Source organism: Caballeronia catudaia, from assembly GCF_001544755.2.
GTDB lineage: Bacteria > Pseudomonadota > Gammaproteobacteria > Burkholderiales > Burkholderiaceae > Caballeronia > Caballeronia catudaia.
In genome coordinates this window covers 67,371-93,464 of the sequence record NZ_FCOF02000008.1, presented here as the reverse complement: position 1 = coordinate 93,464, position 26,094 = coordinate 67,371, and the positions used below count along the sequence as shown (strand labels likewise).

At 62.7% G+C, this 26,094-nt stretch carries 26 protein-coding genes and 1 pseudogene; 13 read left to right on the top strand and 14 right to left on the bottom strand.

Going from position 1 to position 26,094, the window contains the following annotated elements; translation table 11 throughout:
- Positions 1–18: 18 nt before the first annotated feature.
- The 5 genes from AWB75_RS11235 to AWB75_RS11215 form a co-directional block, all read right to left on the bottom strand.
- Complete coding sequence (locus tag AWB75_RS11235) at positions 19–1,458, bottom strand: MFS transporter (RefSeq protein ID WP_061124157.1); 1,440 nt, start codon at positions 1,456–1,458, stop codon at positions 19–21.
- A 56-nt stretch (positions 1,459–1,514) separates the two neighbouring features.
- On the bottom strand, positions 1,515–2,219 hold the full coding sequence (locus tag AWB75_RS11230; protein WP_061124156.1) for a GntR family transcriptional regulator: 705 nt from the start codon (positions 2,217–2,219) through the stop codon (positions 1,515–1,517).
- Between the two features lie 166 nt (positions 2,220–2,385).
- On the bottom strand, positions 2,386–5,073 hold the full coding sequence (locus tag AWB75_RS11225) for a BNR repeat-containing protein (protein ID WP_087086578.1): 2,688 nt from the start codon (positions 5,071–5,073) through the stop codon (positions 2,386–2,388).
- A gap of 175 nt (positions 5,074–5,248) precedes the next feature.
- Positions 5,249–6,805 (bottom strand): MFS transporter, encoded by a 1,557-nt coding sequence (locus AWB75_RS11220; RefSeq protein ID WP_061124154.1) that lies wholly within the window; start codon positions 6,803–6,805, stop codon positions 5,249–5,251.
- Entirely contained in the window at positions 6,802–7,290 is a 489-nt protein-coding gene (locus AWB75_RS11215) for a MerR family transcriptional regulator (RefSeq protein WP_061124153.1), read from the bottom strand. Before AWB75_RS11215 ends, AWB75_RS11220 begins: the two co-directional genes overlap by 4 nt.
- A gap of 172 nt (positions 7,291–7,462) precedes the next feature.
- Between AWB75_RS11215 and pssA the strand changes: the two genes are divergently transcribed.
- On the top strand, positions 7,463–8,071 hold the full coding sequence (gene pssA / locus AWB75_RS11210; RefSeq protein ID WP_061124152.1) for a CDP-diacylglycerol--serine O-phosphatidyltransferase: 609 nt from the start codon (positions 7,463–7,465) through the stop codon (positions 8,069–8,071).
- Here pssA and AWB75_RS11205 read toward each other — a convergent pair.
- Positions 8,061–8,291: a hypothetical protein gene (locus AWB75_RS11205; RefSeq protein ID WP_235012067.1), complete on the bottom strand. Its 231-nt coding sequence runs from the start codon at positions 8,289–8,291 to the stop codon at positions 8,061–8,063. The two genes, pssA and AWB75_RS11205, sit on opposite strands and share 11 nt — an antisense overlap.
- Positions 8,292–8,558: 267 nt before the next feature.
- Between AWB75_RS11205 and AWB75_RS11200 the strand changes: the two genes are divergently transcribed.
- The 3 genes from AWB75_RS11200 (at position 8,559) to AWB75_RS11190 (ending at position 11,591) form a co-directional block, all read left to right on the top strand.
- A complete protein-coding gene (locus tag AWB75_RS11200; protein ID WP_061124303.1) occupies positions 8,559–8,939 on the top strand; it encodes a response regulator transcription factor in 381 nt (126 codons plus the stop codon).
- Between the two features lie 149 nt (positions 8,940–9,088).
- Complete coding sequence (locus tag AWB75_RS11195) at positions 9,089–10,939, top strand: PAS domain-containing sensor histidine kinase (RefSeq protein WP_061124150.1); 1,851 nt, start codon at positions 9,089–9,091, stop codon at positions 10,937–10,939.
- Positions 10,929–11,591 (top strand): response regulator transcription factor, encoded by a 663-nt coding sequence (locus AWB75_RS11190; RefSeq protein WP_061124149.1) that lies wholly within the window; start codon positions 10,929–10,931, stop codon positions 11,589–11,591. Before AWB75_RS11195 ends, AWB75_RS11190 begins: the two co-directional genes overlap by 11 nt.
- A 10-nt stretch (positions 11,592–11,601) precedes the next feature.
- Here AWB75_RS11190 and AWB75_RS11185 read toward each other — a convergent pair whose 3' ends face one another.
- The 4 genes and pseudogenes from AWB75_RS11185 to AWB75_RS38445 all read right to left on the bottom strand — a co-directional run.
- Positions 11,602–11,781, bottom strand: a complete 180-nt coding sequence (locus AWB75_RS11185) for a hypothetical protein (RefSeq protein WP_235012066.1) — start codon at positions 11,779–11,781, stop codon at positions 11,602–11,604.
- 114 nt (positions 11,782–11,895) lie between these two features.
- Entirely contained in the window at positions 11,896–12,168 is a 273-nt protein-coding gene (locus tag AWB75_RS11180; RefSeq protein WP_061124147.1) for a hypothetical protein, read from the bottom strand.
- A gap of 33 nt (positions 12,169–12,201) precedes the next feature.
- On the bottom strand, positions 12,202–13,512 hold the full coding sequence (locus tag AWB75_RS11175) for a hypothetical protein (RefSeq protein ID WP_061124146.1): 1,311 nt from the start codon (positions 13,510–13,512) through the stop codon (positions 12,202–12,204).
- A gap of 163 nt (positions 13,513–13,675) precedes the next feature.
- Positions 13,676–13,821 (bottom strand): annotated as a pseudogene (locus AWB75_RS38445) (amidohydrolase); the annotation flags it as partial.
- 59 nt (positions 13,822–13,880) lie between these two features.
- On the opposite strand from AWB75_RS38445, the gene AWB75_RS37685 reads away from it, so the two are divergent.
- Entirely contained in the window at positions 13,881–14,243 is a 363-nt protein-coding gene (locus AWB75_RS37685) for a hypothetical protein (RefSeq protein WP_159462778.1), read from the top strand.
- Here AWB75_RS37685 and AWB75_RS11165 read toward each other — a convergent pair.
- Together AWB75_RS11165 and AWB75_RS11160 are read right to left on the bottom strand one after the other, a co-directional pair.
- The gene (locus AWB75_RS11165; protein ID WP_061124144.1) at positions 14,215–14,718 is read right to left on the bottom strand and encodes a hypothetical protein; all 504 of its coding nucleotides are present in this window, start codon (positions 14,716–14,718) and stop codon (positions 14,215–14,217) included. The genes AWB75_RS37685 and AWB75_RS11165 overlap by 29 nt on opposite strands.
- Positions 14,719–14,833: 115 nt before the next feature.
- Positions 14,834–15,172 (bottom strand): hypothetical protein, encoded by a 339-nt coding sequence (locus tag AWB75_RS11160; protein ID WP_061124143.1) that lies wholly within the window; start codon positions 15,170–15,172, stop codon positions 14,834–14,836.
- A gap of 190 nt (positions 15,173–15,362) precedes the next feature.
- Between AWB75_RS11160 and AWB75_RS11155 the strand changes: the two genes are divergently transcribed.
- Both AWB75_RS11155 and AWB75_RS11150 read left to right on the top strand, forming a co-directional pair.
- On the top strand, positions 15,363–15,797 hold the full coding sequence (locus AWB75_RS11155; protein ID WP_061124142.1) for a response regulator: 435 nt from the start codon (positions 15,363–15,365) through the stop codon (positions 15,795–15,797).
- A gap of 126 nt (positions 15,798–15,923) precedes the next feature.
- Entirely contained in the window at positions 15,924–16,514 is a 591-nt protein-coding gene (locus AWB75_RS11150) for a hypothetical protein (RefSeq protein ID WP_143746423.1), read from the top strand.
- A gap of 3 nt (positions 16,515–16,517) precedes the next feature.
- Here AWB75_RS11150 and AWB75_RS11145 read toward each other — a convergent pair whose 3' ends face one another.
- Complete coding sequence (locus tag AWB75_RS11145) at positions 16,518–17,411, bottom strand: NmrA family NAD(P)-binding protein (RefSeq protein WP_061124140.1); 894 nt, start codon at positions 17,409–17,411, stop codon at positions 16,518–16,520.
- A gap of 256 nt (positions 17,412–17,667) precedes the next feature.
- On the opposite strand from AWB75_RS11145, the gene AWB75_RS11140 reads away from it, so the two are divergent.
- The 5 genes from AWB75_RS11140 to AWB75_RS11120 all read left to right on the top strand — a co-directional run bounded on the left by AWB75_RS11140 (position 17,668) and on the right by AWB75_RS11120 (position 22,661).
- A complete protein-coding gene (locus AWB75_RS11140) occupies positions 17,668–18,204 on the top strand; it encodes a TetR/AcrR family transcriptional regulator (RefSeq protein ID WP_235012065.1) in 537 nt (178 codons plus the stop codon).
- A gap of 189 nt (positions 18,205–18,393) precedes the next feature.
- Positions 18,394–19,302 (top strand): DUF3034 family protein, encoded by a 909-nt coding sequence (locus tag AWB75_RS11135; RefSeq protein WP_061124138.1) that lies wholly within the window; start codon positions 18,394–18,396, stop codon positions 19,300–19,302.
- Complete coding sequence (locus AWB75_RS11130; RefSeq protein WP_061124137.1) at positions 19,302–19,724, top strand: group I truncated hemoglobin; 423 nt, start codon at positions 19,302–19,304, stop codon at positions 19,722–19,724. Before AWB75_RS11135 ends, AWB75_RS11130 begins: the two co-directional genes overlap by 1 nt.
- Positions 19,721–20,326: a methylamine utilization protein gene (locus AWB75_RS11125; protein WP_061124136.1), complete on the top strand. Its 606-nt coding sequence runs from the start codon at positions 19,721–19,723 to the stop codon at positions 20,324–20,326. Before AWB75_RS11130 ends, AWB75_RS11125 begins: the two co-directional genes overlap by 4 nt.
- Before the next feature lie 13 nt (positions 20,327–20,339).
- The gene (locus AWB75_RS11120) at positions 20,340–22,661 is read left to right on the top strand and encodes a putative bifunctional diguanylate cyclase/phosphodiesterase (protein ID WP_061124135.1); all 2,322 of its coding nucleotides are present in this window, start codon (positions 20,340–20,342) and stop codon (positions 22,659–22,661) included.
- Between the two features lie 16 nt (positions 22,662–22,677).
- On the opposite strand, the gene AWB75_RS11115 is transcribed toward AWB75_RS11120, so the two are convergent.
- A complete protein-coding gene (locus AWB75_RS11115) occupies positions 22,678–24,252 on the bottom strand; it encodes a sensor domain-containing diguanylate cyclase (protein WP_087086576.1) in 1,575 nt (524 codons plus the stop codon).
- Between the two features lie 372 nt (positions 24,253–24,624).
- Here AWB75_RS11115 and AWB75_RS11110 point away from each other — a divergent pair, with 372 nt between their 5' ends.
- The gene (locus AWB75_RS11110; protein ID WP_061124134.1) at positions 24,625–26,046 is read left to right on the top strand and encodes an MFS transporter; all 1,422 of its coding nucleotides are present in this window, start codon (positions 24,625–24,627) and stop codon (positions 26,044–26,046) included.
- Positions 26,047–26,094 lie beyond the last annotated feature (48 nt).

Genomic DNA, 26,094 nt, shown 5'->3' with positions numbered 1-26,094 from the left:
CCCTGTCCTCTAGAAGTTTCAACGATGCGATTCCCGCGTCAAGGCCGACGCCGCGAGCGCGCCATCGGCATCGGACGAAGGTGCGATGTCTTCCAGCGAGCGCTTGTTCGTCTCGATGCCGAACACCGCCAGCACGACGGCCATCACGGCGAGCGCGCCGATGGTCATCGAGAGCACGTCCTTCACGCCGCCCGTGGCGTACATCACGACCACGAGCTGCGGCGCGAAAATGCCGGTGATGCGCCCCGCACAACCGGCGATGCCGTTGCCGCGCATGCGGTTCTCGGTGGCGAAAAGCTCGGGCACATACGTCGCGACGCCGAGCGCGACCATCAGATAGGTGAGCGTGAACAGCAGGAAGCCGAGCAGCGTCGCCATCGCGACGCCGGTGGAATGCCCGTACAGCCAGCCGACCACCGCCGCGAGCACCGAGACCGCGATCAGCCCGTTCTTGCGGCCGACCTTGTCGGCGATCAGCACGCCGACGAGCGCGCCCGCCGGTCCGCCCAGCGACATCAACGTCGAATATCCGAGCGACGACGCCATGCCGACGCCCTGCTTCATCAGGAACGTGGGCACCCAGACGATGAAGCCGTAGATCACCATGTTGATCGCGATCTGCACGACGATCGCGACAAACGTGCGGCGAATCTGCGAAGGCGAGAAGAGTTCGAGCAGCGTGGTCCTCTTCGTCGCGATGCGCGGCGCGTCGTCGAGGGGCGGCAGCGGCGCCTTCTTCGCCGATTCCTCTTCGGCGGCGCGCAGGATCGCTTCGGCTTCCTCGTAACGGCCTTTCGATTCGAGCCAGCGCGGCGACTCCGGCATCTTCTTGCGGATGACCCACACGATCAGCGCACCGATGCCGACGATCGCGAACATCGCGCGCCAGCCAATCGACGGGATGATGAGATAGCCGAGGAACGTCGAGAAAAAGAGCGCCGAGTTCGTGATCAGCGACAGATACGCCGACCATTTCCCGAGCACCGCGGGCGGCATGAATTCGCCGACCGAGCCATACCCGACGACAATCTCCGCGCCCAGCCCCAGCCCCATGAAGAAGCGGCACACGATGAGCCACGTCATGTCCGGCGCGAACGCGCCTGCGATCGACGCGAGGCCGAACACGGCGAGATTGAACTGATACGTGAACTTGCGGCCTTTCGCGTCGCCGAGCACGCCCGCCGTGAACGCGCCGATCAGCATGCCGATGAACGTCGACGAGAGGAACGCTGCGTTCAATTGCATCGTCGACCAGCCGGTTTTGGCGAGCGCGCCGAGCACGCCGCCCGCCAGATAGATATCGAAGGAATCGAGGAACATGCCCGCGCCGATCAGCCACAGCACGCGCTTGTGAAAGCCGGAAATCGGCAGCCGGTCGAGCCGTGGGCCGGCGCTCACGGTGCCTAATGTGCTTACGGTGCTCATGGCGCTTACGGTGGTGCTATCGGTGCTCAGCATGTCGTGTCTCCAGTCGACTTCGTCGTAATGCTGTTGCGGCCCGGACCGCCGCGCGCTCAGGGCGCGCGATGCTCTCGGTCGTAGCGGTCGAGCACAGCCTTTTCGGCGGCGAGGATATGGCAGCGCGTGACGGCTTCCGCCCACGCGGCGTTGCGCTGTTCGAGCGCGAGAACGATTTCGAAATGCTGGCGCGCGCTGCGTTCGCGGTCTTCGTCGCTATAGGTGTCGAAGGTCCACTTGATGAGCGGCGTTTCCTTCATCGACCTGAGCGAGCGGTCGAGGCGCGCGTTGTTCGCGGCGGCCGTGATGATCGCGTGAAATTCGCCGTTCGCGGTGAACCACGCTTCGCAGGATTCGGGCGTCGATGGATGTTGCGTGATCGCGAGCATCGCATCGGCGAGCGCCTTGAGGCGCGCGATATCCGATGCGCCGATGAGCAGCGCCGCGCGTCCGGCGAGATAGGGCTCGACGAGCAGCCGCGCTTCGAAGATCTCGCGCGCGTCCTGCAACGTCCACGCTTTCACGCGCACGCCGTAGTTCGGGCGCGTTTCGACCCAGCCTTCCGCATCGAGCCGTCGCAGTGCCTCGCGCACCGGCGTGCGGCTCACGCCGAGGCTTTTCGCAAGCTGTTCCTCGCGCAGATATTGGCCCGCGCCGTATTGGCCGCAGGCGAGCGCGTCCTTGATTGCGAGATAGACGTCGTCCGCCGAGCGCGCCGGTTCGGGCGCGATTGTATGCAAAGCGGGTTGAATCTGTGGCATTGCGGCTCCGTTTCAAGCTGCTGACGGAGACATTGTATGCAAAGTTCGCGTGATGAAACGTGGGGATTTCCCTCGGTGTCTGCTTACTTCTCTTACCCCTGCGCCGCTTCCGAACGCTTGTCAGGAAGCGGCGCTCAAGCCCGTTGATTGCCCGGGATCGACCGGACTACTTGACGCGGAGCACCTTCATGGAGGTGTCTGCGCCCGCGGGAAGCAACTCGCCCTTGCCAACGGCGAAGTTGAGAAGTACGTACTCTTCGTCATGGTTTGTGCCGAAGGTAGTCGTGCACGAGTCTCTCGTGATGAGGGCTGTTCGCATTCCAGTCGGTGTAGGGATGAGATTGGAGTACGTGCGCCAGTCCGTTTCACCGATGACTTCGAGGGTTTCGGAAGAAAGCACGAAGGTGCCCGCGTGATCTCCGTAAATGTACGGAAGCGCAATGACCTTTTCACCACTAGCGGTCTTTTGAGCAGTCGCCCCGGCAATGTTGAACGGCGTCGGAACGGTGCCGCCCGCAGCTAGCGGCGTCCAGCGACCCAGATAGTTGGTCAACTGAGTGCGCTGCCAACTGCCGCAGGTCGTGCGCCACCGGGCAACATAGAACTGGCTGCTGCCGGATGACGGATCGTCGAACTTTACATAGCCGATCATTGGCTGGCCGTCATGGTCGAATCCGAGGGAGACGAGACCGTTGAGGGCTCCGCCGTTTTCGGGCACATCGTCGACAATGGCTGCTTCGTCGTCGTAGGTAATGGAGTCGCTGATTTCCCCGTTGGCAATGATCTCGCCCGAGGCCGAGCGCCATGTACGAAGGTTGGCGCTGTATGCGTAGCAAATCCTCGAGTTGCTGCCAGGAAATTCCGTCGAACGCCAGATCCACGCCACATGGAAGTTACCGTCGGGTCCAAGCACGGGTGCGCGGGTGGCCGGGTAGGCGCTGTGGGTGGTTCCGCTCTTGCTCGACCCAGCGAAAAGGAAGCCCGCGAGATAACGGGACCATTTGCCGTCGACATATTGGTTGAAAATCCAGTCGCCGTCGCCACTGCCTCCTGTCCGATACAGGAACAGCAGCCGGTCTTTTGCGTCGATCTGGACCCGCATGAACTCAGGGTAAGTGGTCCTGGTTTCGACGTCGCTGGACACCATGAAGTTCTGCAGTGTCAGTGTCGAGAGATTTTGGGCGATGCCCGTCTTGTAGTACACCAGTTTCGAAGCCCACACGTTCGCGACGACGTGAACGTGGCCGTCGGCGCTTTCTCCGATGGTAATCCGGTAGTGCCCGTCCCCTTCGGGCAGCTTTGTGGCCAGGACGACGGACGGTTCGAACGGCGACCACGTGTTATCGCTTTTCGACCAGGAACGCTTCGTTATGGCAACGGCTCCGCCGGCGGCGTAGTAGCCGACATACTGCCGGACCGGACTACCGCTCTCGTCCACGACGGTATACAGGCATTGCTGAGGGTCGCCTATGCAGTTGTTGGACGCACCATCGACCGGTTTGTTGTCGAGCAGCGTAGGCGCGCTTACCTTGTATGGCGAGCTCCAGTAAGTCGCGTTCGGTGTCCAGTAACTGCTCCACTTCGGCGGCGTTCCGCTTTGTTCTATGGCCGGCGGTGTGTCTGGCCGCAGCATGACGGGCGCAGCCGCCGCCTGCGTGAAAACGTTGCGCGCGCTGCTCGAGAAGAGACCGAACCGCGCACCGCTCGGTGTCGGGTCGAGGGCAACGAGTTGCTCTTTCAGCACGACGTTTCCGTTTTGCGTCACGGACACTCGCACCTGTGTTGCGGAATCGAACTGCACGCGCAACCGGTAGGTTGCGCCGGCGGTAATGGTCAGGCCGCTATCGGCTTGAGCCAGTACGGTGCTCGCGCCGGCCTGTACCCGATGGATGACTTGCCACGCCCCGGATTTGATCTGGAATGCGAAGTAGTTATCTGGATGGATGTTGTAGCGTGAATCACCCGCACGGGCAGTGTTGTTCTTCGCACCGAACACAAGCCCGGTCCATGAGCCCGTGTCATCCATTTTCACGTCCGCGCTCAGGACACTCGACGCTTCCAATGTCGAATCAACGACGAGGGGCTGGGCGTGAAGCAGTATCGCCTCCTTGACAGCGCCGGCGAGGACAGCACGCGCGCTCCCGTTCCCTACGATCCAGTCGTCGAGATCTTCCTGCCATCTGCCCGCGAGCTGCTGGGCCTCAAGCGTTCCCGGCACGCCGGTGCGCTGAAATGCGTCGAACACGCCGGATGTCGACGTCGCCTGAAAACTGCTGAACGACGTGTTGCCGCCCATGTAACTGTAGACGCCCACGCGCGCATCATTCGCCCATTCGATCGGCTTGGCCGATGGGATAGGGCCGGACCCAATGACTTTCCCTTCCTGCTCGACGCTATATTGCAGCACGCGGTTGAGATCGGCGGACAAGGTCACCTTGACGGCCTTCGATGCTTGCAGATCGCTCAGTGGCCCACTGCCAATCACATTGTCCGCGGAGTCATCCTTCGTTGCCGTATCCACGACCAGCAACTGCCACGAAGGAGGATTGCTGCCCCCTCGGCGAACACGCAGGGTAAGAAACTCATTGCCGTTGCGCGCACGGTTCGGCCGGAAATTCACCACGACGCCGTCCCACGACTGCGTTTCGAGATCGGAAAGCTTCAACTCTGCCGAAATCGAGAAGGGTCCCGACAAACGCAGCGTTTTGTGAATGAGCTGGGACCGGAAGTTCTTTCCGGCCTTGACGTTCCCAGCCGAGTCGATGGTCCATGAGCCGACCTTGGCCTCGAAGTTCTCGATGTTATTCCCTGAACCCGAAAAGCCGTTCACTGCAGTATCAAATGTTGAAGTCATTTACGCCTCCCTTGCGAGTAACCTCACGTCCAGTGTGTGATCTGAGGCGCGCAGGAAGAATACGTTTTCTCCTAATATGGCATGTGGCGAAATTTATTTCGAATTGCAAATTAAAGAGACGCGATATGTCCCGTTCAAGGAATATGCGACCGGTGCTCTGCGGAGGCGGCACGCATCAGTCAATCCTGCTCTGCCATACCGCGAACACGCTCGCACACAGCGCGACGCCGATGATGTAATAAAACCCATCGAGTGAACCGAGAAAGCTCGCCTGTTGCACGACAAGACGATCGATTTCGACGAACGCAAGACTCTTCGCTTCGGCCGCGCTGTGGCCCATGCGCGCGAAGCCATCGAACAAGCCTTGATAGGCGCTCTGAAAGACCGGATTGAACGGATTGACCGCTTCGGCGAGCCGCGTCTGATGCAACGCCACACGATGTTGTTCGAGAATGATGATCGTCGCGGTCGAGAACGAGTAGGTCAGTTGCTTGACGATATTCTTGAAGCGGTAACCGTGACTGTATTCATCGATGGCGAACACGCGGAACGTCAGGTTGGCGACCGGCAGCGCGATAAAGAGCAGCAACATGCCGCGCAGGACCATCGGCGCGATGAGCCACGGCATGCTGACATCGGGCGGCATGTTGATCATCCAGGTGCCGATGAACGCCGCGATCAGGAAGCCCGTCATGATCAGCCACTTCTTGTGCCTGATGCGCGACGAAAAGCGGAAATAGACGACGGCCATCGCGAGCGACGCCATCGACGTGAAGCCGACGAGCCGCCCCGCATTCTCCACCGGATAGTTCAGCCCGCCTTCGAGCAGACGCGAGACGAGAAAGCTCATCGCGTTGTTGATGTAATAGAACGCGATATACAGCACGATGCCGACCTGAAACGTCTTCTCGCGCAGCGCGTGAAGCCGCAGCAGCGGCTTCGGATGATGCCACTGCTGCCACACGAACCAGCCGAGCGCGGCGAGGCCGGCGACGGTCAGCACGATCAGTTCCGGCGATGTGCTGAAGAGCTCGAAGCGCACTTGCTGCATGACGATCTGCAACGCGCCCTGCGCGAACGCGAAGATGATGTACGGCCAGAAATGCGTGTCGCCGCGCGCTTCGGGTTGCACGCGGCCAGAAGAAGGCACGGCGAAGAATGCGAGCGCGCCGAGCGCGACGCCCGCGAACGCGGTGCATGAGAACAGCGCGCGCCAGCCGACCCATGCGACGAGATAGCCGCCGCACAACGGCGCGAGCGCGGTGCCGAGCAGGATCATGTTCAGAAAGCGGCGCGTCGCGGCGGAGCGCTCTTGCGGCGTGAAGCGCGTCTGAATCAGGATGCGCGCGGCGCTCATCATCGGGCCGATGAAATAGCCTTGAAAGCCGCGCGCGAGCGCCAGTTCGATGGCCGATTCCGACAACGTGGCCGCGACCGCGCCCGCTGCGAACAAGAAAAGGCAACCGGCGATATACCGTCGATTGCCGAGCCGCTCGATCCACCATTGCTGCTGCAAAATGCCGAGCACGGACGCGACTGCATAGGCGCTCGAGGCCCACACGAGTTCATCGGACGATGCATTGATGCCGCCCGCGATCGTGCCCGTGAAGAACGAAAAGACGGAGTTGTCGAAGTAGTCGAGACCCGTGGCGAGCGCGATGGCCCACGGAAAAAGATCGCCGCGCAAACGTTTGACGATTTGCTTCGGATAGCGAAATGAAATCGGGATCATTCGACATCCTTGCGCTGCTTGCGCGCGGTCATGCGTTCCCGAAGCAGCGTTTCCTTGCTTTCGCCCGCGATTCTGCGCCGCAAATAATCGAGATCGCTTGCCAGTTCGGTGCGCACCGCCTGCGCTTCCTTCAGCTCACGGCGCACGGCCGCGATGCGCGCATCGACTGCTTCGATCTGTTGCGACAACGCTTCCTCGATTTCACGCAAGGACGACGCCGAGTAACCCGTGCGGCCTTCGCCGAGCGTTTCCATCGGCCGCTTCAGCATTTCGACGATGCCTTGCAACGAGAACCCGAGCGAGCGCAGCCGCAAGATGCGCGCGAACAGTTCCAGATCCTGCTCGCTGTAGAGCCTGTAACGGCCTTCGCTGCGCGATGGCGTGACAAGGCCGCGTTCTTCGTAATATTTGAGCGTGCGGGGCGTGACTTGCAGCCGTTCGGCGGCGTCGCGGATGGTGAGGAGCGCAGGCTTGGCGGCTGGCATGACGGGCGTCGGAAGCACGAGGTCGATGCCGCGTAGTATAACGCAAACCTGTACGTACGCGTTCGGGTTTGCCGGGCATGCGACGTGCTGCGAAAGAGGGCGCGATGATAGACTCGAATGATTCGCGGCGCCGGTATTCGGCGCCGCCAGAACGTCACGAAAACAGAAACGAATGAAACGATTCTCGATGATCCGCGATTTCCACCTGGCCGACTGGTTCACGCTGGGCAACGCGGTGTGCGGCACGGGCGCGCTTTTCTCGTCGATGTCCTATCTCGACGACTCCGACGTGCTGCATATCTATCTCGCCTGCGCACTCGTGTTCGCGGCGCTCGTCTTCGACGTGCTCGACGGGCGCATCGCGCGCTGGCGCCAGAAGGCGTCGCTGCTGGGCAAGGAACTGGATTCGCTCGCCGACGTGATCTCGTTCGGCGTCGCGCCGGCGATCATCGGTTACGGATTCGGCATGCGCGGGCTCTATGACCGCGTGATTCTGGCGTATTTCGTCGCGTGCGGGGTGTCGCGGCTGGCGCGCTACAACGTCACGACCGAAGAAATGTCGGGCGCGAGCGGCAAGGTCACGCACTTCGAGGGCACGCCGATTCCCACGTCGTTCGTGATCGTGCTGCTGCTGACCATCGGCGCATGGTCGGGCGCGATCGGCGAAAGCATGTGGCTCGGCGCGTGGCGCGTCGGCGGATTCACGCTGCATCCGCTCGTGCTGATCTACGCGATTTCCGGCTCGCTGATGATCAGCCGCATCCGCATTCCTAAGCCGTGACTTCCTGAGCCACGACGCGCGGCGCGCTGGTCGCAGGCGCCGCATCGAACTTGTCCTTCAGCGACGCCGATAAAAACTCCACGAACGTGCGGATCTTCGCGTCTACGTGCTGGCGGGACGGATACACCGCGTACACGCTCGCGCCTTGCAGCGGATAGTCCGGAAACAGATCGACCGTCACTCGCGGATGCGCGCGACGGTACTCGACGATCGTCGACATCAATTGCGCACGGCTCAGATCGGGCGCCGCATGCACGCGCAGCCGGCCGCGCGGGATCGCGGTGGCGTCGCTGGCTGCGAGCGGAATCCGACATTGGAGGTTCCTTGGGCGCAGTTCGCGACTATACGGTGCCCGCGCATAACGCGCTCGGATCACACTTGGCGCACGCATTTCCGTGATACGAAATGTCCCAATATATACGTACATATGATTTCGCCGCCGCCCCCGCGTGCGTACTATGAGTTCGTGAAATTCAGGACAACGCCCGTGCAACCGCCTTCCAGAGTCTCCGTGATCGACGATGACGAGTCCGTCCGCCTCGCCTCTTCCAGCCTGCTGCGCTCGCTTGGCTGGGAGGTCAGCCTGTATCCGTCGGCTGAGTCTTTTTTCGATGCCGATCCGCTCGACGGCCTCGCGTGCGTCATCACCGATCTCAACATGCCCGGCATGTCCGGCCTGCAACTCCAGCAGCGCCTGCGCGCGGTGAAACCGGACGTGCCGGTCATGTTCATCACCGCATTCGCGTCCGATGCCGCGCGCCGTCAGGCCATCGACGGCGGCGCGGTCTGCTTTCTCGGCAAGCCTGTCGATGGAACCGCCGTCGCCGATTGCCTGGAACACATCAGAGCAAGCTTTTTGAAGGATTAGAATGCAGTGCGTCATCCGGCCCGCACGTTGTTCGTCAGCCGTGCGCGAAGCCGCGATGTTCTCAGCGAACGCTTTTTCGAACGCCCCATGACCCTGCCGCTCGTTTCGTTCGTCGTTCTTTTCCACCCGCCGGCGTCAGACCGGCCGTGATGGAGACATTTCAAAGCGCGCCGCGTCCGGTGCGTCACGATATCCGCATCGTGTCCATGCTCGCGGCGGCCATCGCGCTCGCCGTGTTTCTCATCGACGCGCTCACGCCGCTCGATATCGCCATCGCGGTGCTGTATGTCATCGTCGTGCTGCTGGTGGCATCGACAGGCAATCGCGCCGCGACCGTCACCACGGCGTGGGGCTGCGTGATCCTCACGCTCGTCGGCTTCATTCTTTCGCACGACGAGAACGTCTCGGGCGGCGCGCTCGCGCGATGCGCCGTCAGCCTCCTCGCGATCGGCACGACGGCCGTCCTCTCGCTGCGCAATCAGGCCACGACGACAAAGATGCAGGAGCAGCTCGAACTGCTCAATCTCGCGCACGACGCGATCGTCGCGCACGACATGAACGATCGCATCACGTTCTGGAACCGCGGCGCCGAAGGGCTCTACGGCTTCCCGGCGAACGAGGCGATCGGCCAGCCCATCCAGCGCATGACGCAATCGACATCGCCCGTGCCGCCCGCGCAGATCCACGCCGAACTGCTGCGCTCGGGTCGCTGGGACGGCGAGATCACGCGCGTGCGCCACGACGGCAGCGAGATCGTGATCGCCAGCCGCGCGGCCTTGCTGCGCGACGCGAAAGGCCTGCCGCGCGCGGTGCTCGCGACGAGCAACGACATCACGCAACGCAAGCGCATGGAAGCCGAATTGCAGCGCCAGCGCGATGCGTTGAAGCGCAGCGAGGCGTTCCTGCTCGACGCGCAGCGCCTGTCACGCACGGGCAGCATCGCGACGCGCCTGCCCGCCGGCACGATGTGGTGGTCCGACGAGGCGTATCGCATCTTCGATTACCCGCGCGACATGACGCCGTCCATCGATGCGATTCTCGCGCGCGCGCATGCCGACGACATCGAGATCGTGCGCGGCGCGCATCAGGCAGCGGAAAGCGGCGTGTGCGAAATCGACGTGGAGCATCGGCTGCTCTTGCCGGACGGATCGGTGAAGCACGTGCATTTCGTCGCGCATCGCGCATCGACGGAAAGCGACGGCGACGAATACGTCGGCGCGCTGATGGATGTCACCGAGACCAAGCTGGCGCAGGAAGCGCTCGCGCGCTCGACCGCCGAGCTCGCGCACGTGACGCGCGTGACGATGCTGGGCGAGCTGGCCGCGTCGATCGCGCATGAAGTCACGCAGCCGATGGCCGCGATCGTCACCAGCGGCGGCGCCGGCCTGCGCTGGCTCGATCGCGCGCAGCCGGAGATCGCGGAGGCGCAGCAATCCATCACGCAGATGATCCGCGACGCCAAGCGCGCGAGCGAGGTCATCGCACGAATTCGCGCGATGGCGAAGAAGCGCGACAGCCAGCCCGCGAGGCTCGACGTGAACGAGATCGTCGGCGAGACGATCGAGCTCGTGCGGCGCGAGCTGGCGCGTCATCGCGTGGACGTGCGCACCGATCTCGCGACGCCGTCGCCGACGGTGCGTTGCGATCGCGTGCAGTTGCAGCAGGTGCTCATCAATCTGATCATGAACGCCGCGCAGGCGATGTCCGGCGTGAACGCGCCGCGTGTGCTGCGCATCGCGACGGGCGCGAGCGTCAGCGACGCCGGTCATGTGCAGATCACCGTGCAGGATTCGGGCACCGGTATCAGCGAAGACAACGCGCGGCGGCTCTTCGACGCCTTCTTCACGACGAAGGCCGAAGGCATGGGCATGGGTTTGTCGATTTGCCGTTCGATCATCGAGGCGCACGGCGGCAGGATCTGGGCGGAAGCGCCCGATGAAGGCGGCGCGCGCTTGTGTTTCGTGCTGCCCGAAAACGAAGGGGACGACGATGAGCTTTGAGAAGGACGGCGCAATGGTCTACGTGGTCGACGACGACGAATCGATGCGCGATGCGCTGCGCATGCTGCTGCGCTCCGTCGGCCTGAACGTGATGACGTTCGCATCCGCGCACGAGTTCCTCGCTCACGACATGCCCGAGGTGCCGAGCTGCCTGATTCTCGACGTGCGGCTGAAAGGGCAGAGCGGTCTGGCCGTGCAGGAGCAGATGGCCGCGAGCCAGTTGGGGTTGCCGATCGTGTTCATGACCGCCCACGGCGACATCGCGATGACCGTGAAGGCGATGAAGGCCGGCGCGAAGGATTTTCTGGCGAAGCCGTTCCGCGATCAGGACATGCTCGATGCCGTCGCCCAGGCTTTGGCGGCCGACGAAGAGCGGCGCGCGGCGAGCCGCTCGGTCGCGGATTTGCGGCGCTCGTATGAATCGCTGACGCCGCGCGAACGCGAAGTGATGGCGTTCGTCGTGTCCGGTCTGATGAACAAGCAGATCGCGGCGGAGATGAGTCTGAGCGAGATCACGGTGAAGATCCATCGCGGCCAGGCGATGAAGAAGATGGCGGCACGATCGCTCGCCGATCTCGTGCTGAAGGCGGAGGCGCTTGGCGTGAAGATGCCGCACGGGGCATCGACGCCGTCGCGCGCGCAGCGGTCGTAAGTCAGCGAAGTCAGCGAACGGGTCGTGCCTCGTCGACGGCAATCCTCTCCAGCGGCAATTGCGTGTCGCAGACGGCGCGATCCAGCGCATTCCAGTCATGCGGATGCGGCGCACTGAACGAATACCACGTGCCGAACGCCAGCAGGGCGGCGCAACCCGATAACAGCCTGCGTGTCGATGTATCGCTCATGATGCGCTCCCGGTGCGTGACCATGACGTCAGCTTAGAGAAGCGCCCGCGCGCCGGCCATTCTACGAACGGCTCGGCGCGCTCATACGAACGTTTGATGCGATCTGATTGGTAATTACCCCTCGAACGGGTTGCCGGTGTCTTTTGTTTCGGTACTGAGGTTGTATTCCGCGCGTACTGCCTTCAGCACGCCTTCGATGTCGCGCTCGAAGCCAACCGCGTTGCCGAAGTGAGCCATATTCCAGTTGCAGCCTGTCTTGTCCGGCTCCTGCAACTGGGGCCGCGGTACACGAATCTTCACGCCATCATCGACGATTTCCTGCAGCCGATGAATTCGACGGTCGACCTCTTGCTGAAGCCGCGAGGCATTGAGCGTCTTGCGTATCATCCAGGTCTCCTTCCGCTTTGCCCGGCTCAGCGACTACGCGGGAACTTGTCCGGGCGCACCGTCGAGGATACGCAGCTTCTCGCTCACATCCGGAACGTCATGGCCCGCAGCACGAAGCGATTCGACGAGCCGACGCGCCGATACGCGGCAGGTGGCAAGCGTCTCGTGAAGGCGCGGGTCGGCCTGCATGCACGTAACGGCTTTTTCGACGTCGCCGGGCGGTTCGCTCAAAAGCGCGGGCACGATTTCGTCGGACGGTATAAGCGAGCCTTGACTGAATAGCTGAGCGGTCCAGTCGGAATCGATGAGCATTGCACGGCGTTCGGCCCTTCGAGCCTCTTCCTGATCGAGTGCGGTGAGGCTTTGACGATTCTTCTGGATGGCGCCGCGCCAGGCGTCGAGAACATTTCGGCGGACTTCGGCAATTGCGTCGCCGAGCCCGTCGTTTGCTCCGCCAACGATGACCCGGCGGTCTTCCAGCAGATCCAGTCGCTCGCGGAAATCCTCCAGGAACGAGCGCCAGTTCAGAGGGAGGTCGTTGGTCGAGTAAAACTCGCGAGCAAGGTCGTTGAGCTCGTGCCGGATATCCTGGAGCGCACGATTGTCGGCAACACGCGCTTCGTGAACATCGTGAGCCGTCACCATCTGCCGGTGCAAAGGAAAGAGCGGATTGTTATAGCGACGTCGCAGATGACGTTCGGCCGCGCCAGCTTGAGCGCTCCACTTCCAGTTGGGCAATGAAGTGGCGTTGAATTCGACGGCCTGAATCATCGGCCGAAACACCGAGAGGGCCTGCTCGGTCGCGTGACGGAAGCAGGCAGCCAGCTTATAGTCATCACCCTGCATGTCCGAGGCGTGCTCCGCTGCGTAAGGTGAATTCGGGGCAAGTTTGAAGTAGGCAGAGGCGAGGAAATAGTCCATCGGCAACTGCACGGTCAATCCTTCCTGTTTGAACGTGCGCTGTTCCGCGGAAGTGGTCTCGAACACATGGGCGATGCGATTCTCGAGGTCGAGAAGTTGGTCGACGGAATCACCGCTTCCTTGATGCCTGGCATCCGCAAGTAAGCAAAAACTTTCGCGCGCCATTCGGGCCGCGAGCGCGCCGTGTTTCTCCGCAAAAAGCCAGAACCAGAGTGCGAGCTGGTAACCGCGTGCACCGCTCTGGGCGGCGTCCCGGACGTCTGGCGAGAATTCGATGCCCGGAGCCGCCCAGCTCGAGAAGGGAAGCGCGTCGGCGCGCTCGTACAGGTCCAGGAGGTGTCGCAGGGCCGCGTGGATGTCGACTGGCCAGTTGGCGGCCGGCTCGCCAGGATGCTTCTCGGGTTTCCAGAACTTCCAGTCCATATGCCAATCCTCGAGCACGAATTTCGGGCCGCATGGGGTTCGCCTGTCGCGGGCTGGAAGCGATGGTTGCACACTCTATTCGAGGCGTAAATGGGCGATGAAAGGGCGGCGCGCACGTCCTTGATTTACTTGACCTCACAATGATCCGACAAATTTCTCCTTGTCAACGCACGGGCAGTTGCAGCCTTGCGATCTCGGCGAAATATCGCGAGCCGACTGACAGGATTTCGTCGTTGAAATCGTAGGTCGCGTTATGGAGCGAATGTCCCCTGCGGCGCCGTCCGTTCCGTTGCCTATGAAAATGAAGTTGCACCCAAATCCTTCACCTGAGGAAGGCGGTGCCTGCGGTTGGCGTGGAGAACGACGACTTGAATCAATACCGCGCTCAGATGACGGCGGCCTCACGCGTGGCGAATATTCCCGCGCCGCTCGATAGCGTCACGACATGTATCGACGAAGTTGCCGTCATCCAGCGCGACACGCTGAACGGTAAGCGCTGGGAATTCGCCGGCAAGCTTTGCATTCATCCGAAACAGGTGGCGATTGTGAACGGGTGCTGCGCGCCTTCGGCCGTGGACGTCGCGTGGGCGAAGCGCGTGCTCGATGCGTCGGGCAGGGCTAACAGCGCAGCCCTGTGCGTCGACGGAAAGATGGTGGACAGGCCAGTCGTTTTGCGTGCTCAACGCATCGTGGAATTGGCGTCTAGCGCGTCGGCTGCGCGAATGGATTGATGGGCTGCACCTTTTGCGGGTCCTTGACCGTCTCGAGCATTTGCACCCGGTCCCAGTTTGCGACCATCGCTTCGAGGCCACGCACGACGTTGGCCTCGATCGCCTGCAATCCAGCGTCTCCCTTGAATCCCGCGCTGAATGCAGCGTGCCATCGATACTGAAGGAATGCGGATGTTTCCTGAATATGCGCTGGCGTGCCAGCGTCCGTGAACATGACGGACTCGGGCGAAAACGGGTCGTAGTGAATGACGTTGCGGTAGTCCGTGTTCACTGCAACCCTGGGTTCATCGCTGACCAGCAGCGATGCGAGCAACTGTACCGAGCCCTTCATCCCTTTGGGCGTTTTGAAAATCCACAAGCGCTTTGGTAGCCGCTCGGCGAGTTCACGAATCTTGCCACTGTTGGAACCAATGAGACCGACCTGACCGTTCTTGACGTTCTGTTCGAAGTTGTGCGAGTAGTAAAAGATATCCATCAGGTGCTTTCCGTTCGTTATTCACGCGATAGCGCAATGGTACCAATTTCATCGGAAGGCTCGGTGGCGAACGCCCGGTCACGAATTCCGTGATCGCCGAGCGAACGAAAATGAATCAGGTGGAAAAGACCACGGCCGCGATGTCGTCGACGAGCGTGAACGTGCGAACAAAGCGGTAGATCTGGCCGTTGATTTCCATGCGATTCGCCCCGGACGTCGTCGATACGAGCATGTCATCCGCCAACGACGTGGAGATCTTCCCGATTCTCCGAAGCTCTTCCCTCGGACCAGAGGGGTCGCCCATGTACACGCTGCAGACGCCCGGCGCATGCCGCATCATGACGATGCTCGTAGCGTTGTCGAGCGATCGTTCCAGCAATTCTGCGAGGGCTTTCAACGGTTCAGAAACGCGTTCGCGACTGCCGTTGTCCGGCATATCGGTGTCTTCCGCCATTGCGACCTCCTGTACTTGGCAGCCCGTCATCCTCGGCATGAGAGTACCAGTATAAGTTCACCTCGGAGTGCTGTATCCCGGCTGGCCGCACTTCCGCCGGCCTTCTTATGTGCGGTGCCCGGCACTGGAATGCGACAAGGGACTCGCATAATCACGTCTTCAAAAGCAACGTTCGACGCGGGGAGGTTGGATGGTGACCGAGCAATGGAACTGGACCCAGCGGCCACTTAAGCATTTGGCGCGGGTACTCATCGTCGACGACTATCGAGGCGCCGCGGTTGCTACCGCTGAATGTTTGTCGTTGGACGGAATTCAGACACGCGTCGCCGGAAGCTGCGCCGAAGCGCTCGAGATCGTCCGGCACTGGGTTCCGGACGTGATCTTGCTGGACCTCATGATGCCGCAGCGCGACGGATTCGATACTGCTCGTGCTATTCGTGAGAGCGCTGCGGCATCGGGCGCTTTCATCTGCGCGTACACCGCGAAGCATGACGCTTTCATCACGCGAAGCCCCGACAGCGCCCTTTTCGACGGATATTTCAGAAAAGGCGCGTCGCCCGACCGCCTCGTCGCTTTTCTCCGCCATTTGTCTTTCTGCGATTCGAAGGCCGCGGAGGCACATTGATGTATCACCGCTCTCTTCGCGATAACGAGAATGGACTACAGTTGATGCTTGTGGCGCTTCTCCAGGTGGACAGCGGAGAGCGCCGAAACTGTAAAGCCGCGAAATGGCTGGGAGGGTGATGAAGGTATGGAAGACAAGTCAAAGGCGCGCTACTTGATTTCGTCCAGGACAGCGGAGGAAAAGGCCGGGTTTCTGCAGGAGCTTGCCGGTGGCAAGAACGCGTTGCGCCTGAATCAAGCGCTTGAAGCAGTGGCTTTCGGTTGCGGATTCAATGAATGGCGCGAGCTGGTGGCTATCAACGCGAAGCTGGAGGCAGGCGAGGCCAATTCGCTTGGTATTTCCGCGCTGATGCTGGCCAATGACCAGCACGTCGACGCGGACACACTATCGGCGCGCCATGCGCTGCAGATGGAAGCCGTTCGAGGGGTCATCACATGTTCTCATGCCCGAGCGCACGAGCTCATGATGCAGTGGGCGCTCTCGCGCTCAACGCATGGCTCTGAAACATTTGCCGCCGAAACGCACTCCGGCGAGGGTAACGACGAGGCAGGCCGTTCCCTCCCGGGTGGCGATTCAGAACCGGCGCTTGAAGCAGCGCTAGACGATGCGCTCTTCGCGGCGGCACAGGAGTCGCGTCCTGACGAAGCTCCGTACGCGCAACCTTCTATTCCCGCTGCACCGGTCGCGGTGACTTACAAGAAGCGTCGCCGCGCGTGAAGCTCAGTTACGATGGCCTCTTTCGAAAACGTCCCGATTGGCCCTCACGAATTCCTCGACGGTTTGCGGAGCTTTTCCGGTCACTTGTTCGATAACGCTATCGGTTCCTTCGAAAACACCGTTCTGATAGTCGACCGCCACTTCGATGAAGTGCTGAATCGTAAATTCCGGCAAGTCGTAGTGGTTCAAATGCTCCCGATATCCATCGAGCGTCGCCGGGCTGTACGCAATTTTCCGGTTCAACACTTCGCTCATGACCTCGGCGATCTCCGATTGAGTCATCTGGGCCGGCCCACAAAGCTCGTAGGCTTTCCCGATGTGGCCATCCGGGTTCGCGAGCACCGCGGCGATGAACCGTGCCTGATCTTCCGCCGCGATCGGCGCGTGCTTGCCATCGCCGAATGGCAGCGCAATCTCTCCGTCGCGCACGATCGTGTCGCGCACCCACGGAAACACGAGCCACTCCGAAAAGAACGTCGGCCGGATATGAACAGTCGGCACGCCCGACCAGTCGAGGACGCGCTCCGCGATCCAGTGGTCACGCGCCGCGTGACTTCTTGCGTTCTCCCTTGCCGATATCTGCGACATGTTGACGACCGCATCGAGGCCGGCCCGACGCGCAGCATCGGCGAAATAGGCAGTCGCTTGAATGAAGCCGGGACGCACGGGAAAACAGAGGTATGCGGCATCCATGTTCGTGGTGGCCCGTATCGCGTCGTCATGCGATAGCAGGTCTCCCGTAACGACTTCAGCGCCGGCGCGACGCAGCGCCTCGCTGCGCTCGTCCTCCTTGCGCACGAGCGCGCGAACGGAATGGCCTCTGCCGAGCAGGTTTTGGACGACGTGTACGCCCGTCTTTCCGGCCGCTGCGGTAACCAGAATCTTGCGTTGCTCCATGATGCATCTCCTTGAGAATGACGAAACGCCGAGCGCTGGAACGGATCGTGTAAGTGCATATGCACAAATATGATCGTCCAATTTCCGCGCTTGACTGTCGTTGAGGAAGATTATAGGCGTAATCCTCATGTGGGTAGCCATGTGGCAGAACAAGCGAGAATTGTCAGATCCGTACGAATCGCAGCGACGTTGAGGATTACACTCGCTTACCAACGCAAATCCGAGGTGAAACGTGGGACGCTCTCAAGTCGAGAAGTTGGAAACGCATCAGCGCATCATAGATATCGCGGCGAAGCGTTTTCGCGAGAGGGGAATTGATGGCGTGAGCATCGCTGACGTGATGAAGGAAGCCGGCCTCACGGTCGGAGGGTTCTACAAGCACTTTGCGTCGCGCGACGAACTCGTAGTGGAGGCGTTCAAGCACGCTTTGCACGACATCGAGTCGTGGGAGGCAGCCATTCCGGTTTCTCCGCGTCGGGCGATGCGCTCATATCTTTCCGAATCTCATCGGGACAATCCTGAAACCGCATGTCCGCTATCCGCCCTGGCTAATGACATGGGACGAAGTTCCGATGCCGCAAGGGAACTCGTTTCTAGCGAAGTGAGGAAGATCGTCGACTTGATTTCACGGGCGTCACGCGCCGAGCATGCAGCAACGAAGCGCAACGATGCGCTGTTCATTTTGAGCGCATGTGTCGGCGCCGTGGCGTTGTCGCGTGCTGTATCGGACCGTCGACTTTCGAAGCAAATCCTCGATGGCGCCCTGACGGGGGTGCTCGACAAGCTGTCTTGAAGCGTCTCGCACGCAAATACTTACGAACGACCGTCAAGTCCACGCGCCCGCCGCCGTTTACCTGTGAATGACAAGGCGCGTCCTATCCAGCACGCGCTGCTCCCGGGCGTCCGGCTCGTCGCGTGTACGACACGCGGCATCCCGCGGCGGCATGCGGGAACCTTTTCCACCCGTTCGAATGCCATCGCAATGCGCTTGACCCGCACCAAGACGCGCCGCGCCGGCCTCGCTGCCGCGGCCGCCGCGCTCGTTTCGTTCTCGTTGGCCGCCCAGGCCGACGATCCGCCCGCCGTGCCGCTCACCGGCGGCAAGCTGCTGCTGACGGGCGGCGTGTCCGAAATCGAAGGCGCGGCCGGCGGCGGCCTGACGCCGTGGGCCGTCATCGGCGGCTACGGCACCGCGCGGCAGTTGGGCGCGAACGTGCACGGCACCTATATCCACACGCAGGACTACGCGCTCGGCTCGTGGGGCCTGACGGTCGGCATCGCGAATCGCGTCGAGCTCTCGCTCGCGCGCCAGAGCTTCGATACCCGCGATGCCGGCGCGCAACTCGGTCTCGGCGAAGGCTTTCGCTTCAACCAGAACATCTTCGGGATGAAGGTGCGCCTCATCGGCGACGCGGTGCTCGATCAGGACACGTGGATGCCGCAGATCGCGGCGGGCGTGCAGTTCAAGCACAACGAAGAGGGCGACATCGTGAAAGCGATCGGCGCCGCGAGCAATTCAGGCACGGATTTCTATCTCTCGGCGACCAAGCTGCTGCTCGCGCAAAGCCTTCTGCTCAACGGCACGCTGCGCTTCACGAAGGCGAACCAGTTCGGCTTGCTCGGTTTCGGCGGCGATAAATCGAACGCGTATCACCCGGAGTTCGAATCGTCGGTGGCGTATCTGTTGTCGAAGAACGTCGCGATCGGCGGGGAGTACCGGATGAAGCCGAACAATCTCTCGTTCGCGCGCGAGCAGGACGCGTACGACGCGTTCGTCGCGTGGGCGCCGAACAAGCACGTCTCGCTGACGGCCGCGTATGTCGCGCTGGGCGATATCGCGACGATCAGGAATCAGCGCGGCCTCTACGTTTCCTTGCAGGCGGGGTTCTGATGATCAAGATGCGCCATGCCGCTTTGTTGGTTCTCACGTTCGCCTGCGCCAACGCCCGCGCCGACGACGCGCTCTACAAACAGTTCGGCGAGAAAGACGGCCTGACGAAGATCGTCGACGACATGTACGACAACGTGCTCTCGGATCCGCGCACCGCGCCCTGGTTCGATAGCGCGCCGGTCGTGCGCATCAAGCAAAAGCTCGTGGAGCAACTGTGCGTGCTGCTCGATGGTCCGTGCGTCTACACCGGCCGCGACATGAAGCGCACCCACGCAGGCCAGAACATCGACCGGGTTGCGTTCAACGCGCTCGTCGAGGATCTGCAGGCGGCGATGGACAAGAACGGCGTGTCGTTTCACGCGCAGAACAAGCTGCTCGCGAAACTCGCGCCGATGTACCGCGAGGTGCAGGACCGCGAATGAAAAAGCTCATCTCCATTCTTTTGGCGGCGTGCGCGCTGACGGCATCGTGCGCGCACGCGGCGACGATCCGCGCGCAGATCGTGGATGACGCCGGCGCGCCCGTGCAGGACGCCATCGTGTACGCGCTGCCCGCGAGCGGCAAGCTGCCGGCTGCGAAGCCCGCCGGCGCCATCATCGATCAGATAAAGCGCCGCTTCGTGCCGATGGTTTCCGTCGTGCAGACGGGCGCCTCGGTGACGTTCCCGAACAAGGACAACTTCGAGCACGATGTCTATTCGTTTTCGCCGCCGAAGCGCTTCGAGCTGAACCTGTATCACGGCGTGCCCGCGAATCCGGTCGTGTTCGACAAGCCCGGCCTCGTCGTGATGGGCTGCAACATTCACGATTCGATGGTCGCGTATCTGCTGATCGTCGATACGCCGTGGTTCGCGAAAACCGATGCGAACGGCGCCGCGGTCATCGAAAACGTGCCCGCCGATTCGTACAGGCTGATCGCGTGGCATTTCCGCCAGCGCGATCCGAACGCGCAGCCGACGCAAAAACTGAGCGTCGCCGCCGACGCCACGGCGAAGTTCGCCCTGCCTCTGCGGCCCGCCGAATAGGACGCCCGACGCCATGCTCCTTCACAGCCTGCGCGCGCGGATCGCGCTCGTCTTCGTGATCCTGATGCTCGTCGCGCAGGCGGCGGCGTTCGTCGTCATCAACTCGGTGATTCTGAAGAACGCGCATCGCAACGCGGAAGAGCAGTTGTCGGTGGCCGAGCGCGTGTTCGCGCAGGTTCTGCACGGCAACAGCGAACGGCTGACGCAGGGCGCGAGCGTCGTCGCCGCGGATTTCGGCTTTCGCCAGGCAGTCGCGACGCACGACGGCAAGACTGTCGCGTCCGCGCTGCAGAATCACGGCGACCGCATTCACGCGGATGTCGTGATGCTGGTCGATCTCGACGGCAGGCTGATCGCCGACAGCGGCGGCGTCGGCCGCGAGGGCATGGCGTTTCCGTTTCCGGAGCTCATCAGGACCGTCGCGACGAAGGGCGACGCGTCGTCGTTCGGCATGATCGGCGCGCGCGCGTATCAGCTCGTCGCGGTGCCGGTGAAGGCGCCGATCCCGATCGCGTGGGTCGTGATGGGCTTCGCCATCGACGACGCCCTCGCGCGCGAAATGAGTTCGCTGACGTCGCTCGACGTGTCGTTCATCACCGTCGGCGAACGCGGCGGCCCGGGCGTGCTCGCGAGCTCGCTGCCGCAAGACGCGCGCGCCGCGCTCGGCGATCCCGCGAAACTCGCCGAAGAGGGCTACGCGACGCGCATCCTGCGGCTGCATTCGGAAGGGCAGGCGGTCGCGGTGTTGCTCGAACGCTCGCTCAACGAAGCGCTCGCGCCGTTCCATCGCCTGCAGTCGACGCTCCTGCTCATCACGATGCTCGGCGTCTTGGTGTCGATCGTCGGCAGCGTGCTGACGGCGCGCTCGGTCACGCGTCCGATCGCGGCGCTCGCACAGTTCTCGCGGCGCATCGGACAGGGCGATTACGCGGAACCCATCGCGATTCGCCAGAACGACGAGATCGGCCAGCTCGCGCGCGCGTTCAATCAAATGCAGGAAGGCATCTCGGAACGCGAGCGGCGCATCACGGAGCTCGCGTACATGGACCGGCTGACGGGGCTGCCCAATCGCGCGCTCTTCAACGACCGTCTGCATCAGGCGATCACCGCCGCGCTGCCCGGCAACCGCCCGCTTTCCGTGATGATGATGGACCTCGACCGCTTCAAGTACGTGAACGACACGCTCGGGCATCCGATCGGCGACATGCTGCTGTGCGAAGTGGCGAAGCGTCTGCGCGCGGCGCTGCCGCGGCGGACCGATACCGTCGCGCGTCTGGGCGGCGACGAATTCGCGGTGCTTCTGCCCAGCGACGATCTGCCGGCGGCGAAGCTGCTCGCGTCACGCATGCTGCACGCGCTGGAAGAGCCGATCACCATCGAAGGACAGCTCGTCGACGTGGGCGCGAGCATCGGCATCGTCACGTTCCCGGAAAACGGCACGGACATGAACGTGCTGTTGCGCCGCGCCGATATCGCCATGTACGTGGCGAAGCGCTCGAACCTCGGCTTCGCGCTCTATGACGAGCGTCACGACAAGAACAGCGCCGAGCGTCTCTCGCTGATGAGCGAGCTGCGGCAGGCCGTCGAACACGATCAGTTGACGCTGCACTATCAGCCGAAGGTGGATCTCGCGACGCATCGCGTGAAGTATGTCGAGGCGCTCGTGCGCTGGGATCATCCGACGCGCGGCTTCGTCGCGCCCGACCAGTTCATTCCGTTCGCGGAGCAGACGGGCTACATCAAGACGATTTCGCGCTGGGTCGCCGACAAGGCCATCGCGCAGTGCGCGGCGTGGCGCGAGCGCGGCATCGAGCTCGCGGTGTCGGTGAACGTGTCGGCGCGCGAGCTGATCCAGTCGACGCTGCCGGAGACCTTCCAGAGCCTGCTCGACAAGCACGGCGTCGCGCCCGAATGGATCTGGATCGAGATCACCGAGAGCGCGATCATGGACGACCCGAACCACGCCATCGACACGCTCGACCGGCTGCATGCGCTCGGCATTCGCCTGTCCATCGACGATTTCGGCACGGGCTATTCGTCGCTTTCATATCTGAAGCGCATGCCGGTCGATGAACTGAAGATCGACAAATCGTTCGTGATCGGCATGGCGCAGCACAAGGACGACGAGACCATCGTGCGTTCGACCATCGACCTCGGGCACAACATGGGCCTGAAGGTGGTGGCGGAAGGCGTCGAGAACGAAGCGATGCTGGAGCGGCTGAAAGCGCTGCGCTGCGATCTCGCGCAGGGCTTTCATCTGAGCCGGCCGCTGCCGCCCGCGAAGCTGGAGGCGTGGCTCGACGAGTGGTGCGTGACGAGCGGGCAGGAGGCCTGAGCGCGTTCGAAGCGCGTTACCACGCGCGTCCGCGGTCGGCGATCGCGGCGACGGCGTGCTCGTCGTTCGCCACGGATTCGCTATCGCCCGCCGAGAACCGGTAGCTGCCGCGCTCTTCCGATTTCGCTTCGTAGAGCGCGGCGTCGGCCCGTTTCAGCGCGCTTTCGAACGGCTCGCCCGGACGCGCCAGCGCAATGCCGACGCTCACGCCCACGCGCAGCGTCAGCCCGCAGGCAAGCGCGTAGGGCACCGACAGCTCGCGGATGATCGTGCGCGCGAAGGCTGCGCTCGACGCGTGCGCGATATACGTCGCGACGATCGCGAATTCGTCGCCGCCCAGACGCGCGGCCAGCTCGCCGCGGCGCATCACGTTGCGCAGGCGGTCGGCGACGCGCTTGAGCAACTCGTCGCCGGCGTTGTGGCCGTGCGTGTCGTTCACGCGCTTGAAGCCGTCGAGATCGACGTACATCACCATCACTTTTTCGCGGCCGGCGCCGCTTGCCATCAGGCGCTCGGCGTGATCGCCGAGATAGCGCCGGTTCGGCAGGCCCGTGAGCGAATCGTGATGCGCCCAGTGCAGGATTTCCGCCTCTGCTTTGCGGCGCTCCGTCACGTCCTCGATGATGATGACCGCGCTGCCGTCCGGCACCGGATTGCGGCTCAGTTCGAGATGCCGCCCGTCGCGCAAGGGCAGATCGAGCGGCAGGTCGCCGTCCTTCAGCCATTGCGCGCAGCGCTCGGAAAACTGAGCGCGCAGCGTTTCGCCGAATTTCGCGAGCCCCACGTAGCCGATGAATTCCGGCAGGGGCACGTTGAGCCGCAGCATTTCGACCGTCGCGCCGAACAGCTCCGCCGCCTTGCGATTCGCGATGACGACCTTGCCCGACGCATCCACCGTGCAAAGGCCGTGCGGCATGTGCGCGAGCGCCGCGTCGAAGCGCGCGGCGATTTCGGCGTGGCCTTGCTCGGCCGTCATCAGCGCGACGAGGCCGCGGTAGTGGCGCTGCACGACCGCGCACATCGCGGCGCTATAGAGAAAGAGCGGCGGCACGAGAATCCAGTAACCGGGCGGCCCGAACAGCCCGCCGACGCCGATCGGCAGCGCGCCTAGGCACACCTGCCCGATCGCCAGATGCGGCGTGCCCGCGTTGCGCGACGCAATGCCGCCGAGCAGTCCCGCCGTCACCATGATCGCGAGCGACGCCAGCACGGCGTCGCCGGAAATCACACAGGCCATCGTGCCGAGACCGGTCACGAGACACGCCGCGAGCGCGAACGGCGCATAGCGCGCGGCCCATGCGCCGGGATGCGGCGCGTTCGGCTGGGAGCGCGCCCGATAGCGGCACACGATGGAAACGCGCACGGCGAGCAGAAGCAGGTCGCACGCGACCCAGATGAGCGTCCACAGCGCCTGCTGGCGCCCGAGCGCGATGATCGTGACGAACGCGCCGGAGATGCCGGACAGCACAAGCGGGCGGATGTCCTCGACCAGCGTCGACAGCAGCGACGCACGGATGGCGGGCGTGATGCGCCCGTCCTCTGTCGCCGGCGTGGCCAGAATCGAATCGATCAGGGACGGGTTGCCTGACATACGGAGGACCGACGGATGCAGTGAAAAAGACGGCGGCAATGCTGTCACCGCTGGTGTTCGTATTTACGGCGCGGCCTGCACAAACTTTAGGCAGCCGCGCGCCGGTCAGTCCGAGAGCACTGATTATTCACCGATAGCGCATTCTGACTTTCCCGCGGGCCAGATTATGTTTTTCCGACGACATAGTAATTTATGGCTCGGTCCTTTTACTTCGGGCGTACGCGCGGGTTTTGCCTCATCGAAAGCTTTGGGTTCACCGACGATGATGAGTGGATGTCCGTGCCCGCCGCATGCCGGATGCCGGATGCCGTCGAGTGGAAATGAAGCAAGTGGAACTGTGAGATCGATGTAAGGACATTAAAAGGAGACATCATGGACACGAACTCTCTCACCCCGCCCGGTGCAAAAGGCGCGTCGCACGCCGAACACCACAAGCAGACGAAGAAGGCGACCGCGAGCGGCTGGATCGGCTCCGCGCTCGAGTACTACGACTTCTTCATCTACGCGCAGGCCGCCGCGCTGATCTTTCCACAGCTTTTCTTTCCGTCGGGCAATCCGAAAGTGGCGATCGTCGCGTCGCTCGCGACGTACGGCGTCGGCTATGTCGCGCGGCCAATCGGCGCCTTCGTGCTGGGCCATCTGGGCGATACGCATGGACGCAAGAACGTGCTCGTGCTGTGCATGTTCCTGATGGGCTTCTCGACGATGGCCGTCGGCTTGCTGCCGACGTATCACAGCGTCGGCATGCTCGCGCCGACGCTGCTCGTGGTCCTGCGTCTGGTGCAGGGCTTCGCGGTCGCGGGCGAAATCTCCGGCGCAAGCTCGATGATTCTCGAGCACGCGCCATTCGGGCGTCGTGGTTTCTTCGCGAGCTTCACGCTGCAAGGCGTGCAGGCCGGGCAGATTCTCGCGGCGGCCGTGTTCCTGCCGCTCGCGTACTACATGCCCGAGGACGCGTTCAATTCGTGGGGCTGGCGCATTCCGTTCCTGCTGTCGGCATTCGTGCTGGTCGCGGGCTACATCATCCGGCGCGAAGTGCACGAGACGCCCGCGTTCGAGAAAGAAGGCGAAAAGGGCGCGGTGCCGCGCTCGCCGATCGTCGATGCCTTCAAGTACAACCTCCCGGACATGATCCGCGTCGTCTGCATGGCGCTGATGAACGTGATTCCCGTGGTCGCGACCATCTTCGGCGCCGCGTACGCGGTGCAGCCGGCCTACGGCATCGGCTTTCACAAGAGCGTGTATCTGTGGATTCCGGTGGTCGGCAATATTCTGGCCGTGCTGGTGATTCCGCTCGTCGGCAATCTGTCCGACAAGATCGGGCGCAAGCCGCCGGTGATCGTCGGCGCGCTGGCGTCGGGCGTGCTGTCGTATCTGTATCTCTACGCGATCAGCATTCACAACCTCTGGCTCGCGATCATCGCGTCGCTGCTGATGTGGGGCATCGTCTATCAGGGCTATAACGCGATCTTCCCGAGCTTCTATCCCGAGCTCTTCCCGACACGCACGCGCGTCTCCGCAATGGCCATCTCGCAGAACGTTGGCACGACGATCACGGCGCTGCTGCCCGCGCTGTTCGCGACCGTCGCTCCGCCGGGATCGACGAACATTCCGTTCACGATCGGCTCGATCACGCTCGCCGTGACGATCATCTCGGCCATCGCCGCGTGGAGCGCGCGGGAGACGTATCGCATCCCGCTCAGCCAGCTCGGCGAGGCCAATGCGCGGCCCGTCGAGAAGTCGGAGTACGAGCGCCTGCGCGCGGAATCGGTCGCGAACGCGCGCGCTTCCTAAGTTTCCTTTCTCCCTTTTTGCTGCCCGGCGGCGCGTGAAAGCGCGCCG

Excerpts from the sequence above, each read along its gene's own strand:
- AWB75_RS11235 (WP_061124157.1), bottom strand. The coding sequence starts at position 1,458 with ATGCTGAGCACCGATAGCACCACCGTAAGCGCCATGAGCACCGTAAGC.
- AWB75_RS11230 (WP_061124156.1), bottom strand. The coding sequence starts at position 2,219 with ATGCCACAGATTCAACCCGCTTTGCATACAATCGCGCCCGAACCGGCG.
- AWB75_RS11225 (WP_087086578.1), bottom strand. The coding sequence starts at position 5,073 with ATGACTTCAACATTTGATACTGCAGTGAACGGCTTTTCGGGTTCAGGG.
- AWB75_RS11220 (WP_061124154.1), bottom strand. The coding sequence starts at position 6,805 with ATGATCCCGATTTCATTTCGCTATCCGAAGCAAATCGTCAAACGTTTG.
- AWB75_RS11215 (WP_061124153.1), bottom strand. The coding sequence starts at position 7,290 with ATGCCAGCCGCCAAGCCTGCGCTCCTCACCATCCGCGACGCCGCCGAA.
- pssA (WP_061124152.1), top strand. The coding sequence starts at position 7,463 with ATGAAACGATTCTCGATGATCCGCGATTTCCACCTGGCCGACTGGTTC.
- AWB75_RS11205 (WP_235012067.1), bottom strand. The coding sequence starts at position 8,291 with ATGTCGACGATCGTCGAGTACCGTCGCGCGCATCCGCGAGTGACGGTC.
- AWB75_RS11195 (WP_061124150.1), top strand. The coding sequence starts at position 9,089 with ATGGAGACATTTCAAAGCGCGCCGCGTCCGGTGCGTCACGATATCCGC.
- AWB75_RS11190 (WP_061124149.1), top strand. The coding sequence starts at position 10,929 with ATGAGCTTTGAGAAGGACGGCGCAATGGTCTACGTGGTCGACGACGAC.
- AWB75_RS11185 (WP_235012066.1), bottom strand. The coding sequence starts at position 11,781 with ATGAGCGATACATCGACACGCAGGCTGTTATCGGGTTGCGCCGCCCTG.
- AWB75_RS11180 (WP_061124147.1), bottom strand. The coding sequence starts at position 12,168 with ATGATACGCAAGACGCTCAATGCCTCGCGGCTTCAGCAAGAGGTCGAC.
- AWB75_RS11175 (WP_061124146.1), bottom strand. The coding sequence starts at position 13,512 with ATGGACTGGAAGTTCTGGAAACCCGAGAAGCATCCTGGCGAGCCGGCC.
- AWB75_RS11165 (WP_061124144.1), bottom strand. The coding sequence starts at position 14,718 with ATGGATATCTTTTACTACTCGCACAACTTCGAACAGAACGTCAAGAAC.
- AWB75_RS11160 (WP_061124143.1), bottom strand. The coding sequence starts at position 15,172 with ATGGCGGAAGACACCGATATGCCGGACAACGGCAGTCGCGAACGCGTT.
- AWB75_RS11155 (WP_061124142.1), top strand. The coding sequence starts at position 15,363 with ATGGTGACCGAGCAATGGAACTGGACCCAGCGGCCACTTAAGCATTTG.
- AWB75_RS11150 (WP_143746423.1), top strand. The coding sequence starts at position 15,924 with ATGGAAGACAAGTCAAAGGCGCGCTACTTGATTTCGTCCAGGACAGCG.
- AWB75_RS11145 (WP_061124140.1), bottom strand. The coding sequence starts at position 17,411 with ATGGAGCAACGCAAGATTCTGGTTACCGCAGCGGCCGGAAAGACGGGC.
- AWB75_RS11135 (WP_061124138.1), top strand. The coding sequence starts at position 18,394 with ATGCGCTTGACCCGCACCAAGACGCGCCGCGCCGGCCTCGCTGCCGCG.
- AWB75_RS11130 (WP_061124137.1), top strand. The coding sequence starts at position 19,302 with ATGATCAAGATGCGCCATGCCGCTTTGTTGGTTCTCACGTTCGCCTGC.
- AWB75_RS11125 (WP_061124136.1), top strand. The coding sequence starts at position 19,721 with ATGAAAAAGCTCATCTCCATTCTTTTGGCGGCGTGCGCGCTGACGGCA.
- AWB75_RS11120 (WP_061124135.1), top strand. The coding sequence starts at position 20,340 with ATGCTCCTTCACAGCCTGCGCGCGCGGATCGCGCTCGTCTTCGTGATC.
- AWB75_RS11115 (WP_087086576.1), bottom strand. The coding sequence starts at position 24,252 with ATGTCAGGCAACCCGTCCCTGATCGATTCGATTCTGGCCACGCCGGCG.
- AWB75_RS11110 (WP_061124134.1), top strand. The coding sequence starts at position 24,625 with ATGGACACGAACTCTCTCACCCCGCCCGGTGCAAAAGGCGCGTCGCAC.